Annotated in this window: 12 protein-coding genes; 6 read left to right on the plus strand and 6 right to left on the minus strand. The window is 33.7% G+C overall.

Annotated features, from left to right (window positions below):
• Nucleotide 1: 1 nt before the first annotated feature.
• Complete coding sequence (locus tag H593_RS0107785; protein ID WP_028871936.1) at nucleotides 2-1,633, plus strand: isocitrate lyase; 1,632 nt, start codon at nucleotides 2-4, stop codon at nucleotides 1,631-1,633.
• A gap of 92 nt (nucleotides 1,634-1,725) precedes the next feature.
• Here H593_RS0107785 and pyk read toward each other — a convergent pair whose 3' ends face one another.
• From pyk to H593_RS0107810, 5 genes are all read right to left on the minus strand, one after another.
• Nucleotides 1,726-3,168 (minus strand): pyruvate kinase, encoded by a 1,443-nt coding sequence (pyk, locus tag H593_RS0107790; RefSeq protein WP_028871937.1) that lies wholly within the window; start codon nucleotides 3,166-3,168, stop codon nucleotides 1,726-1,728.
• Nucleotides 3,168-3,650, minus strand: coding sequence for an IPExxxVDY family protein (locus H593_RS0107795; protein ID WP_028871938.1), 483 nt, complete (start codon nucleotides 3,648-3,650; stop codon nucleotides 3,168-3,170). Before H593_RS0107795 ends, pyk begins: the two co-directional genes overlap by 1 nt.
• 133 nt (nucleotides 3,651-3,783) lie before the next feature.
• Complete coding sequence (gene rnc / locus H593_RS0107800) at nucleotides 3,784-4,527, minus strand: ribonuclease III (RefSeq protein WP_028871939.1); 744 nt, start codon at nucleotides 4,525-4,527, stop codon at nucleotides 3,784-3,786.
• Between the two features lie 7 nt (nucleotides 4,528-4,534).
• On the minus strand, nucleotides 4,535-5,785 hold the full coding sequence (gene fabF / locus H593_RS0107805; RefSeq protein ID WP_028871940.1) for a beta-ketoacyl-ACP synthase II: 1,251 nt from the start codon (nucleotides 5,783-5,785) through the stop codon (nucleotides 4,535-4,537).
• Between the two features lie 14 nt (nucleotides 5,786-5,799).
• Nucleotides 5,800-6,033: an acyl carrier protein gene (locus H593_RS0107810; protein ID WP_013869581.1), complete on the minus strand. Its 234-nt coding sequence runs from the start codon at nucleotides 6,031-6,033 to the stop codon at nucleotides 5,800-5,802.
• Between the two features lie 274 nt (nucleotides 6,034-6,307).
• Between H593_RS0107810 and purN the strand changes: the two genes are divergently transcribed.
• From purN to H593_RS0107830, 4 genes are all read left to right on the plus strand, one after another.
• Nucleotides 6,308-6,874: a phosphoribosylglycinamide formyltransferase gene (purN, locus tag H593_RS0107815; protein WP_028871941.1), complete on the plus strand. Its 567-nt coding sequence runs from the start codon at nucleotides 6,308-6,310 to the stop codon at nucleotides 6,872-6,874.
• 106 nt (nucleotides 6,875-6,980) lie between these two features.
• Complete coding sequence (locus H593_RS0107820; RefSeq protein WP_028871942.1) at nucleotides 6,981-7,622, plus strand: ribonuclease H1 domain-containing protein; 642 nt, start codon at nucleotides 6,981-6,983, stop codon at nucleotides 7,620-7,622.
• Nucleotides 7,623-7,677: 55 nt separating this feature from the next.
• Nucleotides 7,678-8,604, plus strand: a complete 927-nt coding sequence (locus H593_RS0107825) for a PfkB family carbohydrate kinase (RefSeq protein WP_028871943.1) — start codon at nucleotides 7,678-7,680, stop codon at nucleotides 8,602-8,604.
• A 91-nt stretch (nucleotides 8,605-8,695) separates the two neighbouring features.
• On the plus strand, nucleotides 8,696-10,594 hold the full coding sequence (locus H593_RS0107830; protein ID WP_028871944.1) for an amidophosphoribosyltransferase: 1,899 nt from the start codon (nucleotides 8,696-8,698) through the stop codon (nucleotides 10,592-10,594).
• 602 nt (nucleotides 10,595-11,196) lie between these two features.
• On the opposite strand, the gene H593_RS0107835 is transcribed toward H593_RS0107830, so the two are convergent.
• The gene (locus H593_RS0107835; RefSeq protein ID WP_028871945.1) at nucleotides 11,197-11,805 is read right to left on the minus strand and encodes a superoxide dismutase; all 609 of its coding nucleotides are present in this window, start codon (nucleotides 11,803-11,805) and stop codon (nucleotides 11,197-11,199) included.
• Between the two features lie 211 nt (nucleotides 11,806-12,016).
• Here H593_RS0107835 and H593_RS0107840 point away from each other — a divergent pair, with 211 nt between their 5' ends.
• A complete protein-coding gene (locus H593_RS0107840) occupies nucleotides 12,017-15,178 on the plus strand; it encodes a UvrD-helicase domain-containing protein (RefSeq protein WP_028871946.1) in 3,162 nt (1,053 codons plus the stop codon).
• Nucleotides 15,179-15,194: the final 16 nt, after the last annotated feature.

Raw genomic sequence — 15,194 nt, forward strand, 5'->3', positions numbered from 1 at the left:
TATGAAAAATATAGCACAAAGCAATTATAGTTCTGCTTTAGAAACAGTAAGAAATCTTAAAGCAAAGTATGGACACACTTGGAATGCAATACAACCGGAGAGTGCGGCAAGAATGATTACTCAAAATCGTTTTAAAACAGGTTTAGATATCGCCAAATATACAGCTGCCATCATGAGAGAGGATATGGTAGCTTACGATGCAGACTCGTCAAACTATACCCAATCACTAGGTTGCTGGCACGGATTTGTGGCACAACAAAAAATGATTGCTGTAAAAAAACATCATAAAACGACAAATAAAAGATACTTATATCTTTCGGGTTGGATGGTTGCTGCATTACGCTCAGAATTTGGACCATTACCCGATCAATCTATGCACGAAAAAACGGCAGTACCCAATCTTATAGCAGAAATCTACGCCTTTTTACGTCAAGCAGATGCTATAGAACTGAATGATTTATTCAAAAGATTAGAAAATGGCGAAGATATACAAGATCAGATTGATAATTATGAAACACACATCGTTCCTATTATAGCAGATATTGATGCCGGTTTTGGTAATGAAGAAGCGACCTATTTACTTACTAAAAAAATGATCGAAGCTGGCGCATGCGCAATCCAAATTGAAAATCAAGTCTCTGATGCGAAGCAATGTGGTCATCAAGACGGAAAAGTAACAGTTCCACACGAAGATTTTATAGCAAAACTAAATGCTATTCGATATGCCTTTTTAGAATTAGGAGTAGATGATGGAATTATAGTTGCTAGAACAGATTCTGAAGGTGCAGGTTTAACGCAAAAATTACCTGTTAGCACAGAGCCTGGAGATTTAGCATCTCAATATTTAGCTTTTGTTGAAGCAGAGGAAATTGCTATTTGTGATGCTAGGGAAGATGATGTGCTTTTAAAAAGAGACGGAAGATTAGTTCGTCCTGTAAGATTACCAAACGGTTTATATAAATTTAAAGAAGGTTCAAACATAGATCGTGTGGTGTTAGATTGTATTACTAGTCTTCAAAATGGTGCAGATTTATTATGGATCGAAACACCAACACCAAATGTGAAACAAATTGCACACATGGTAAATAGAGTAAGAGAAGTGGAGCCAAAAGCCAAATTAGTTTACAATAATTCGCCCTCTTTTAATTGGACATTAAACTTTAGAAATCAAGTATTTGAAGACATGCTTGCAGAAGGAAAAAACATGACAGCCTATGACAGAAACAATTTAATGGATGCCCAATATGATGGTTCAGAACTATGCTTTCGCGCAGACGACAAAATTAGAACATTTCAAAAAGATGGCGCCAAAGAAGCTGGAATTTTTCATCACTTAATTACGTTGCCAACCTATCATACATCAGCTCTTCACATGGATGATTTGACTAAAGGCTATTTTGGAGAAGACGGCATGTTGGCTTATGTAAAAGATGTGCAAAGACAAGAAATACGAAAAAACGTTTCCTGTGTAAAACACCAAAGAATGGCTGGTTCAGATCTTGGTGATGATCATAAAACATTTTTTGCAGGAGAAAAAGCTTTAAAAGCTGGAGGGGAGAATAATACAAGCAATCAATTTGAAGCGAAGTTAAACAGGGTTGAAACTAAAAAGACATTAAGTATTGTTGCCTAGATCATGTAAACTAAAAAGTCATAAAAAAATGCGTTACACAAAATAGCTAACGCATTTTTTATTTCTATTAAGATATCGAATAACTTAAGATATTAAAAACTACAACTCGTAATCTCTGTAACTCTTAGCGTATTTACCATTCCTTTTTCTTGAATAGGCATTGCTGCTAAACTAATTAACATATCACCTACTTCTAGGTAGCCTTTTTTACAGGCAATGGCATTTACATCTTCTAAAGTTTCGTCTGTACTTACAAATTTATCATAGTAAAAAGCTTCAACACCCCAAAGCAAACTCAACTGTGTTAAGATTCGTTTATTAGAGGTGAACACTAAGATATGAGCGCTTGGTCTCCAAGCCGATATTTGAAAGGCTGTATATCCTGAGTTTGTTAATGTAGAAATTGCCTTTGCCTTAATATCATTAGCCATATGTGCTGCGTGATAACAAATAGACTTTGTGATGTAACGCTTAGTTTTAATATGCGGTGGTGATTGTGGTACCTTAATCAAATCTGAGTCTTCAACACTTCTAATAATATTAGCCATTTGTGTGATCACTTGTACTGGATAGTTTCCAACTGATGTTTCTCCTGACAACATTACTGCATCTGCTCCATCCATTACCGAGTTAGCAACATCATTCACCTCTGCACGCGTTGGTGTCAAACTTGTAATCATTGTTTCCATCATTTGGGTTGCAATAATCACAGGAATTCTAGCCCGCTTAGCACGTAATACTAATTGCTTTTGTACTAAAGGCACTTCTTCTGCCGGAATCTCAACTCCTAAATCACCACGAGCAACCATTAATCCATCGCAGTAAGCAACAATCTTATCAATATTGGCTACCGCTTCTGGCTTTTCAATTTTTGCTATGATTGGGATTTTATGATCGCTATGTTTTTTAATCAATTCTTCTAATTGCATTAAATCTTCTGCATGACGCACAAATGATAATGCCATCCAATCTACTTTTAGGCTACATGCAAAAATGGCATCTTCAATATCTTTCTCTGTTAATGCTGGTTGTGAGATATTCGTATTTGGAAGGTTGACTCCTTTTTTAGAACGTAGCGGTCCACCTTGAATAACACGTGTTTTAACCTCAGATATGCCATCTGTAGAAACCACTTCAAAAATTAATTTACCATCATCTAAAAGGATACGTTCTCCAGGATTTGCATCTTGTGGGAATTTATCATACGTCATATAGACACGTTCCTTCGTGCCTTCAAAACGTTCTCCTGTGGCGAATATAATTTCATCACCTTCATTTACGATAACTTCACCTTTCATGACACCAACTCTCAATTTTGGACCTTGAAGATCTGCAAGTATAGACGCATTGAAACCAAACTCTTCGTTTAATTCTCTAATCATTTTTACACGCTCTTCTACATCTTTATAATCTGCATGAGAAAAGTTAATTCTAAATACATTTACACCTTCTTCTAGCATCGCTTTAAGTACTTTTTTAGTACTCGTTGCTGGTCCTAGTGTAGCTACTATTTTTGTTTTTTTTCTTCTTTGCATTAGTCAAAAATTAAGTGTTCCTTAGATTTTAATTTCTCAATATCAACGCTGTATGTCGTTATGACTTGAGGTATTGTTTGTATTTTATTTAAAATGAGTTTCTCATTAAAATGACGATCCTCAGTGGATACTTTTATGAGATAGTCTACTGTTTTTAATTCTGGTAGTAAATTAACAGTTCTTGTTACTGTAGTTTGGTTATCAAATAAAAATCCTGAGCTTTGTAATGCTGCTTCTTCTTTCTTGCATACGTTTGACACGAGATTCCAGACACTATCTATTTTTTCATTTTCCCACTCAAAAATCGAAAAAGAAGCATCAAAATAATTATAGTCTAAATCGTGCGCTTTACGTCGCAAATTAAGTCCTAAATACTTATTAAGAAGATAAGCTAAACGATAATCTTCAAGCTTGCAATGAATTGCTATAAGCGAGAAGGACGCATCATAAAAATCGTCAACGAGTAACTTGTGTAATGCCATAATGAATCAACTACATAATGTAAATATAGTATATTATAGGTATTAAAACATGAAGTTTTGGTTAATCTTAACGACGGGACATAGCGAAAACGTTGTAGTTGCGCAAGAATTAGTTAAAGCACCAATAAGTCATTTAAAACACTTTACTTATTTCATTCTGAAATGCGAAAAAAGCACGCTTTGAGGCCTTTTCTTCCGCTTTCTTTTTGGAAGTTGCTCTAGCTTTTGCAACGACTTTATCATCTATTGAGAGCTTTACAGAGAAATGCTTTAATTCATCATTTCCTGTATCTTCATAAACATTGTAATCAAAAGTTTTCTTTTCTTTTTGACACCATTCTATCAATAAACTCTTATAACTGATAACACGACCTTCTAAGGTTTCAATATCCACATGTGGTTTAATAACACGCTTATGAATAAATTTTTCACAAAAATGATAGCCTTTATCTAAATAAATGGCACCAACTAAAGACTCAAATAGATTTCCATGAATATTATTACCAAAATTAGATTTAGGAATTTTACTTTCTACCAAATCAATAAGTTTTAAGTCCTTCCCTAATTCATTAAGATGTTCTCTACTCACCACTTTAGATCTCATTTTGGTTAAATACCCTTCATCACCATGTGGTACTTCTTCAAATAAGTAAGCAGCAATTACAGCACTTAACATAGCGTCGCCAACAAACTCTAACCGCTCATAATTTAATGCATTCCCTTTTTCGTCTCTGATATTCATAGAACGATGAGTAAAGGCCTTAAAGTACAGTGATTTGTTTTTGACCTTATAACCGAGAATATCGTTGAGTAATAAAAAAAAATTCCCGTCTTTAGTAGAGCGGGAATTTTTAAATATGTTACGAATGAAGCTCATTCGGGATTTAGTCTAATTTTTTGAATAATACACAGGCGTTGTGACCGCCAAATCCAAACGTATTACTCATAGCAACTTTAACGTCTCTTTTTTGTGCTTTGTTTAATGTTAAATTAAGTTTAGGATCAATATTCTCGTCAACTACTTCGTGATTTATTGTTGGAGGCACTAAACTATGTTCCATTGCTAAAATTGACGCAATAGCTTCTATAGCTCCAGCTGCTCCTAATAAATGTCCAGTCATAGACTTAGTAGAATTGATGTTAATATTTTTAGCATGGTCTCCAAACACTTCAGAAATCGCTTTAAGTTCAGCAACATCTCCAAGAGGTGTTGATGTTCCATGCGTGTTGATATGATCAACTTCTTCAGGTTTTATACCCGCATTTTCTAAACAATTTTTCATTACCGCAATAACACCTATACCATCAGGATGTGGCGCTGTCATGTGATATGCATCAGACGATAATCCGCCTCCTAACAATTCAGCATAAATTTTAGCTCCTCTTGCTTTTGCGTGCTCATACTCCTCAAGAACAATAGCTCCAGCACCTTCACCCAAAACGAAACCATCTCTGGTCGCATCAAAAGGCCTAGAGGCTGTTTCTGGACTTTCATTTCTTGTAGATAGCGCATGCATAGCATTAAAACCACCCATCCCAGCAATAGTTACTGCTGCCTCACTCCCACCTGTTACAATCACATCGCAATGACCCAAACGAATCATATTTAATGAATCAAACATGGCGTTAGCCGAAGAGGCACATGCAGATACTGTTGTGTAATTAGGTCCCATAAACCCATGTTTAATAGATATGTTTCCTGGTGCAATGTCTGCAATCATTTTAGGAATAAAGAACGGATTAAATCTTGGTGTACCATCTCCAGCTGCAAAGTTTAAAACTTCTTGCTGAAATGTTTCCAAGCCTCCAATTCCTGCTCCCCAAATAACACCTACTCGTAATTTATCTATTTTATCTAGATCTAGCTTAGAATCTACAATAGCTTCATCTGAAGCTACCATGGCATACTGTGCAAATCTATCCATTTTACGAGCCTCTTTTCTATCAAAAAAGTCGGTAGCATTAAAGTTTTTTAATTCGCAAGCGAATTTTGTTTTGAACTTTTCAGTATCAAAATATGTTATAGGTGCAGCACCACTTTTACCACTTATAAGCGCATCCCAAAATTCATCTTTGGTATTACCAATGGGTGTAAGTGCTCCTAAACCAGTAACTACAACTCGCTTTAATTCCATAAATATTTATTGAATTATTTTGCTGCTTCTATATAAGAGACCGCTTGACCAACTGTTGCAATATTTTCAGCTTGGTCGTCTGGGATTTGAATATCAAATTCTTTTTCAAATTCCATGATTAACTCGACAGTGTCTAATGAATCTGCTCCTAAATCGTTTGTGAAGCTCGCTTCAGTTACAACTTCGTTTTCATCAACTCCCAATTTGTCTACGATAATCGCTTTTACTCTTGATGCAATGTCTGACATAATTTTTTAATTTTAAATTTTAATTAGTTCGCAAAAATAAAAAAACTTTATTTCAATACACACCTTTAATTTAAAAATGTGATGGTAATTTAGTAAAATTACTTTGAAGAATTTATGTTTTACGTTCTATTTGTTAATTATTATTCTTTTTTTTGTTTTGAATAACACTAACTGATTGTCTGAAATGAAATGAGCTTGAGAAATTTTGCTGAATATTTAATAAATTCAATTTGCGAATTTCACCTGATAACCCTATAAAAATATAAACGTGCAGATAAAACGTATTGTAATTTTTGCGTCCGGAAGTGGCACTAATGCTGAAAATTTAATTAGGTTTTTTCACAACAGAGAAAATGCTTCTGTTAGTCTTGTACTTACTAACAATCCTCATGCCAAAGTTTTGGATCGCGCAAAAAAACTAAAAGTTAGTGCGCTATCATTCAACAAAATAGCATTTACTGAGACTGATGACGTTTTAAATATTCTTCAGAATTCAAAACCTGACCTCATAGTCCTAGCTGGTTTTTTATGGATGTTTCCAAAGAAAATTTTAAACATGTTTCCTAATAAAGTGATTAATGTGCATCCTGCACTGTTACCAAAATATGGCGGAAAAGGAATGTATGGAATGAATGTCCATGAAGCCATTGTTGCTAACAAAGAAACCGAAACTGGAATCACCATTCATTATGTGAACGAGCATTATGATGAAGGTGCTATCATTTTTCAGTCGAAATGTGCTGTACTCAAAACTGATTCTGCTCAAGATGTTGCAGATAAGATTCATGGTTTGGAGATGGAGTGGTTTCCGAAGGTGGTGGAGGAATTGTTAAAATCATAAATGTCATTCAGAGCGTAGCGAAGAATCTCACCTTTAAATAAATAGATTCTTCAGTCGTACCTCCTTCTGAATGACAAAAAAACTCCCGTTTTTACGGAAACTAAAGATGAGTAAAAAGAAAAAAAAATATTACACCGTTTGGAAAGGACATCACGCAGGTGTTTTTGAATCCTGGAATGATTGTAAAGCACAAATCAAAAATTTTGAAGGTGCTCAATACAAATCTTTTGAAACGTTTGATACTGCAAAAGAAGCCTTAAAAGGTAATTATTTTGATTATATAGGCAAAAACAAGTCATTTGCTGGTGAGCTCACTAAAGAACAACTCAAAAAGATTGGGAAACCTAATTTTAATTCTATTGCTGTTGATGCAGCATCTTCAGGTAATCCCGGTATTATGGAGTATCGTGGTGTAGATACTAAAACAAAAAAACAGCTTTTTATTCAAGGCCCTTTTGCTCAAGGAACAAATAATTTAGGAGAATTTCTGGCATTAGTTCACGGATTAGGTTTTCTAAAAAAACACAATAGCGACCGCATCTTATATACAGATTCTAGGACGGCCATGAGTTGGGTGCGAAAAAAACACTGTAACTCTAAGCTAGAACGCAGTACAAAAAATAAACCCGTTTATGACCTCGTAGACCGCGCAGTACAATGGTTAAAAGAGAATGAGTACAAGACGACTATTGTAAAATGGGAAACTAAAGCTTGGGGTGAAATTCCTGCGGATTTTGGACGAAAATAAATTCGCCCTTTAGTTCTTAAAAACTGTATATTTGCAGCAAATTTTAAAACGCTTTATGAGCAAATTAGTTATAGTTGGTACAGTCGCTTTTGACGCTATTGAAACACCCTTTGGAAAAACAGACAAAATTCTTGGAGGAGCAGCAACCTATATAGGTTTATCTGCTTCAAATTTTGATGTTGACTCAGCAGCAGTATCTGTCGTTGGTGGCGATTTTCCGCAGAAATATTTAGATCTTTTATCTAATAGAAACGTCAATACTGATGGTATTGAGATCGTAAAAGAGGGTAAAACATTCTTCTGGAGTGGTAAATATCATAATGATATGAACTCTCGTGATACGTTAGCGACTGAATTAAATGTTTTAGAGCATTTTAATCCTGTTGTGCCTGATGCTTATAAAGATGCAGATGTTGTAATGCTTGGAAATTTACATCCAATGGTACAACAAGGGGTATTAGACCAGATGAATAAAAAGCCAAAGTTGGCTATTTTAGATACTATGAATTTTTGGATGGATATCGCTTTAGACGATTTACATGCAGTCATAAAAAATGTCGATGTTATTACCATTAATGACGAAGAGGCGAGACAATTAACTGGAGAATACTCATTGGTTGTTGCGGCAAGAAAGATTCATGAAATGGGTCCTAAATATGTAGTCATTAAAAAAGGAGAACATGGTGCGTTATTATTCAATAATGGGCATATGTTCTATGCCCCTGCTTTACCACTAGAGGAAGTTTTTGATCCTACAGGAGCAGGAGATACATTTGCTGGAGGATTTGCTGGTTATTTAGCAAAAACAGAAGATTATAGTTTTGAGAATATGAAAAACGCTGTCATCTATGGATCTACTTTAGCATCCTTTTGTGTTGAAAAATTTGGTACAGAACGAATGCAGAACTTGAGCAAAGGTGAAATTGACCATCGATTAAAAGACTTTAAAAGGCTAACACAATTCAATATTGAATTATCATAAACTAACGCGCTCAAAATTGAGTGCGTTTTTTTTATGCTAAATTTAGTTCATAATCTTTAATTTTAAAATACATTAAAACAACAACACACCAATGAGCGATGCTTTAAAACATGAATGCGGAATTGCACTCATAAGACTCAAAAAACCATTAGAATTCTACAAAGAAAAATATGGAAGTGCATTTTACGGAGTAAACAAAATGTACCTCTTAATGGAAAAGCAACATAATCGTGGACAGGATGGTGCAGGTTTTGCAAGTATTAAATTAGACACAAAACCAGGAGATCGTTATATTAGTCGTGTACGCTCAATCGCTCAACAACCTATTCAAGATATTTTTGCTCAAATCAATGAGCGTATTAATGAGGAGCTCACAGAGCATCCAGAATATCAAGACGATGTTGCGCTACAAAAACAACACATTCCCTATATTGGTGAACTTTTTTTAGGTCATGTTCGCTATGGCACCTTCGGTAAAAACAGTGTAGAAAGTGTTCATCCATTTTTAAGACAAAATAATTGGATGCACAGAAACCTCATCGTTGCAGGTAACTTTAATATGACTAATGTTAATCACTTATTTGATGGTTTAGTAAAGTTGGGTCAGCATCCAAAAGAAAAGGCAGACACCGTTACTATTATGGAGAAGATTGGTCATTTCTTGGATGATGCAGTGTCTAAAATTTATAAAAAATTAAAGAAAGAAGGTTATAACAAAAATGAATGTTCTCCACTAATTGCAGAGCGTTTGAATGTTGCTAAGATTTTAAGAAAAGCTGCTAAAAATTGGGATGGTGGTTATGCTATGGCTGGCTTATTAGGTCACGGTGATTCGTTTGTTTTACGTGATCCATCTGGTATACGTCCAGCTTACTATTATGAAGATGATGAAGTTGTTGTGGTTGCCTCAGAGCGCCCAGTAATACAGACTGTTTTTAACGTTGATTTTGAAGATGTCAAAGAGTTAGCTCCAGGTCACGCTATAATTACAAAAAAATCTGGTGAGGTTTCTATAGAACAAATATTGGAGCCCCTAGAGCGTAAAGCATGTTCTTTTGAGCGCATTTATTTTTCCCGTGGAAGTGATGCTGAAATCTATCAGGAGCGAAAAACATTAGGGAAATTGTTAATGCCTAAAGTTTTGGAAGCCATTGATGGTGATACAAAAAACTCTGTGTTTTCATATATTCCGAATACTGCGGAAACGTCTTTCTTTGGAATGATTGAAACCGTAGAACAACATCTGAATGAGCGCAAAACGAGAGCTATTTTGAATGGTGGCGGAAAACTTTCCGCAGAAAAAGTTACAGAGATCCTATCTGAAAGACCTCGAATTGAAAAAATTGCTATTAAAGATGTTAAACTTAGAACCTTTATTACAGAAGATAGTAGTCGTGATGATTTAGTAGCTCATGTATATGATGTGACCTACGGCGTCATTAAACCAACAGATAATCTTGTCATTATTGATGATAGTATTGTGAGAGGTACAACACTCAAAATGAGTATTATCAAGATGATGGATCGCTTAAATCCAAAACAAATTGTGGTCGTATCCTCTGCTCCTCAAATTCGTTATCCAGATTGTTATGGTATTGATATGGCAAATCTAGAGAGTTTAATTGCGTTTAGAGCAATGTTGGCGTTATTAAAAGAGACTAATAACTATTATTTAATTGAAGAAGTATATCATAAATGTAAAGCACAATTAGCCCTAAAAGATAAAGAAGTAAAAAATTATGTGAAGGACTTATATCGTCAATTTACAACAGAAGAAATATCAAGTAAGATTTCTGAGTTAATTTCAGATCCATCAATAAAAGCAAAAGTAAAAACTATTTTTCAACCTATTGAAAATTTACATAAGGCGTGTCCAAAAAATCTAGGGGACTGGTATTTTACCGGCAATTACCCTACTGCTGGTGGTAACCGCGTGGTTAATAGAGCTTTTATTAATTTTTATGAAGGAAATAAAGAGAGAGCTTACTAGATAAAAAACATAAAATTGTCACTTTATCTAAGATATTATCATTTTTATCGGATAAAAGTGCATTTAGTCTAATATTTAGTAACGAATCTCTAAATAACACATACATTGGTCTCACCATAACATAAGTAGGTTAAGTTCATGGTAGATTTGGGGCAAAAAAAGGTGAACATCTGTTCACCTTTTTTTATGGATATATACGAACAACTCACGAGTTGTCCCTCCACTTTTTCTGCAAAATATTTTTAGATTATTCTACTTAACAGATAACTCACAAATAGTCATACAGATAACTCACAAATAGTCATAACGGTATCGATATGTATTCTTTTAACGCATATTACCCCAAAGAAAACGCTCATTTTCTCGTTTAAGCCAATTTATTCGTCGTTGGTCTAAAAAATTAAACTATTAATTAAAAGTCCACTTATATTTGTTAAACCATAACATAAGTAGGTTAAGTTTATGGTAGATTTGGGGCAAAAAAGGTGAACTCTCGTTCACCTTTTTTCATTTTTAATTCACACCTAAATCTTTTCTATTTCCGAAGCATAAAAAAAGCAAACCCAAATGAGTTTGCTTTCTTAATGTTTATGTTATTGCGACTATTTAGCTTCTGCGTAACGTCTTTCAATTTCATTCCAATTGATTACTTTAAAGAACGCATCAATATAATCTGGTCTTCTATTTTGATAGTTTAAGTAGTAAGCGTGCTCCCAAACATCTAATCCTAAAATTGGTGTTCCTCCGCATGTTACTCCTGGCATTAATGGGTTATCTTGATTTGGTGTTGAACACACATCAACTTTTCCTCCTTTATGAACACATAACCAAGCCCATCCAGATCCAAATTGTGTTGCTGCAGCTTTACTAAAAGCCTCCATAAAAGCTTCTTTAGACCCAAAAGCAGCATCAATTGCATATTTTAAATCGCCAGAAAGATAGCCTCTATCTTCTGGATTCATGACGTCCCAGAATAAAGAATGGTTATAAAAACCACCTCCATTATTTCTAACTGCTTTATTGTCCATATCAAGATTATCTAAGATATTCTCAATACTCTTCCCTTCATGAGCCGTCCCTTTGATAGCGTCATTTAGTTTATTTGTATAACCTTGGTGATGTTTGGTATGATGTATTTCCATTGTACGAGCATCGATATTTGGTTCTAATGCGTCGTATGCATATTTTAATTTCGGTAATTCGAAAGCCATAATAGTATAGATTTTTAATTTAATTGTTCATTCTCTCAAACTTAAGCAAAAAACAGCGAATTCTAAAATTATAAAGCTTACATAAACCATTACTTATGAAAATTTTAACGTTATTAAAAGACTGATTTGGTTCTGATAATTACTTACTAAATACTATCGAGAAAATGACGGTAAAAGAAATGGGTTTTTTATCTTGTATAAAAATTTAGCTGTGAGCCAACTTTCTAGTTTTACAATTTACAATGCGTCCGCAGGAAGCGGGAAAACCTACGCACTTGTAAAAGATTACCTCCGACTTTTATTTCAATCTAAAAGCAAATTAACGTTTAGAAATATTTTAGCACTAACGTTCACCAATAAAGCTGTTGGTGAAATGAAAGAGCGCATCATTGATATGCTTAAAACGTTTTCCGAAGAAAAAATAATTGATAATCCCAACGACATGTTTAGGGATTTAGCAAATGAACTTGCTATCTCTCCAAAAGATCTTCATTATAAATCAAAAAAATTACTAGAAACTATTGTGCATAATTATGCAGCTTTTGATATTTCTACAATAGATAAGTTTAATCATAAACTCATTAGGACTTTTGCTTTTGATCTTAAGCTACCCGTAAATTTTGAGGTTGAATTAGACACCTCTTCAATTTTAAGCAAAGCAGTTGACAAACTTATTGACAAAGCAGGAAGTGATGACGAGCTTACCAAAGTATTGGTGGATTTTGCTATTGAAAAAACTGATGACAATAAAAGCTGGGATATTTCTTATGATTTTAATGCCATAGCGCAGCTCTTGGTTAAAGAAAATGATCTTAAGTATCTAAATGATCTTAAGGATAAGTCTTTAATTGATTTTAAAGGTTTAAAAAGCATTCTACAAAAGCAAAATAAGGATATTGAAAGTCAAATTGTAAGTCTAGCAGAAACTTCATTGTCTTTAATAGATACCAATGGATTAGAGGTAGAAGATTTTAGTAGAAAAACTCTGCCTAACCATTTCATAAAAGCCAATAGCTTAAATTTCTTGGGACTTTATGATAATAAATTACAAGAAAATTTAGCTAATAAAACCTCTATTTATAACAAAACCTTAGATGCTGATAAAGCACTAATAATAGATGGTCTGTTACCAGAAATTGAAACCAACTACCTAACGATTAAAAAATTCGTTTTCACCTCTAAATTTTTAAAAAATGCTTTAAAAAACATAACGCCTTTATCTGTTCTAAGCGCTATAAGTAGAACACTTCAAGACATAAAAGATGAGGATGATATTTTATTAATATCTGAGTTTAATGCCATTATCAATACTGAAATAAAAGAGCAACCTGCACCTTATATATACGAACGTATTGGAGAAAAATTTAAACATTATTTTATTGATGAGTTTCAGGATACCTCTGAGTTGCAATGGGAAAATCTAATTCCGTTAATAAATAATATTGTCTCTGGAGAAAATTTAAAAGGAGAAACTGGCACTGCGATGTTGGTTGGTGATGCAAAACAAGCTATTTACAGATGGCGTGGTGGACGTGCAGAACAGTTTATAAATCTCTATAATGAAGACACAAAACCACTTGCGATAGAACAAATTATTAAAAACCTTCCTGATAATTATCGAAGTCATAAAACCATTGTGGAGTTTAACAACACCTTTTTTAATCATATTGCTGATGTGTCATTTACGAACCCAAAGCATCAACATATATTTAAAAATGCATCACAAAATGTAATCATTAATAAAACAGGCTATGTAGAATTATCCTTTTTAAACACCAAAGATGAAGATAAAAACGATTTACAATGTGAAGCTGTTTTAAAAACCATAAAAAAAGCAGAAAGCACAGGTTTTAAAAGAAAAGACATTTGCATCATTGTTAGAAAAAAGAAAGAAGGCTTTGCAATTGCAGAATTTTTAAGTGATTTAAATATTGATATTATTTCTTCGGAAAGTTTACTCATTAAGAATTCTCCAGAAGTACAATTTATAAGTCAGCTTATCACATTGAGTTTGCAACCTCAAAACGATGCTATAAAAGCTGACCTTTTAAATTATATAGCCGAAAACCAATTGCAACTTGAGGATGCACACAACTTTTATGAAGGTCTTGTGCATTTAAACACTAATTCTTTTTTTGAAAAACTAAACGGTTTTGGATTTGATTTTAACTACCATGAGTTTTTACAGCTCCCAATTTATGAAGCCACAGAAAGTATCATTAGAGGATTTCAATTAAATAAAACATCAAACGCATATCTACAGTTCTACTTAGATGAAGTTTTTGATTACTCCCAAAAATACAATGCTAGTTTTCAAGGATTATTGGACTATTGGGAACGTAAAAAAGACCAATTGAGTATTGTATCGCCTTCTGGAAAAGATGCCATACAGATTATGACCATTCACAAATCTAAGGGGTTGGAGTTCCCCGTAGTTATCTTCCCTTATGCTAATCAAGATATCTACTTTGATATGAATCCTAAAATATGGTTTCCTGTAGATCAGGAAAAATTTAATGGGTTCTCTAACTTATATATCAACATGAATAAAGATCTGGAGTCCTTTAATGACTTAGGAGCTGAAATGTACACCAATTATCGCTCGCAATTAGAACTAGATAGTTTAAACCTTCTATATGTTGTTTTGACAAGGGCTGTAGAGCAATTGTACATCATTTCAGAATATGATGTAGATAAAAAGACGAGTGACGAAAAACTAACTCATTATTCTGGGCTGTTCATTAATTACCTCAAAGCCATTAGTAAGTGGAATGATAGCGAATTAGAATATAGCTTTGGTGAAAACAGAAAAACTTCCGAAGAAAAAGTAAAAGAAGAACAGAGTATTACAATTGAACAAGGCCAATTGATTTCAACTAGAAAAGAAGATCATAATCTGAATATTATTACAAATTCTGCCTACTTATGGGACACTGCTCAAGAAAAAGCAATTGAGCGTGGAGATCTTGTACATCATATTATGGCTCTTATTAAAACACCACTTGATGTGGTATTTGCACTAGAGCATTTTCTAAGTTCAGGGGTTATTAATTCGGCTCAATATGACGAGCTTCAAGATATTATAAATCGTATTGTAAACCACAAACAACTGGAGTCTTACTTTGATGATCAAAATATTATATATAATGAACAGGATATCATTTCTAAAAACGGAAAACTATTCAGACCTGACCGAGTTGTCGTTAATGCTAAAAAACAAGCGACAATAATAGATTACAAAACAGGGTTACAAGATTCAAATCATAAAGAACAACTATTTGATTATCAATATATATTAGAAGAAATGAATTTTGAAGTTATAAATAAAGTCCTTATTTACATTAACGACGATATTGTGATAAAAGAATTTTAAATTTGTAAAAAATTAA

The organism is Psychroserpens burtonensis DSM 12212, assembly GCF_000425305.1.
GTDB lineage: Bacteria > Bacteroidota > Bacteroidia > Flavobacteriales > Flavobacteriaceae > Psychroserpens > Psychroserpens burtonensis.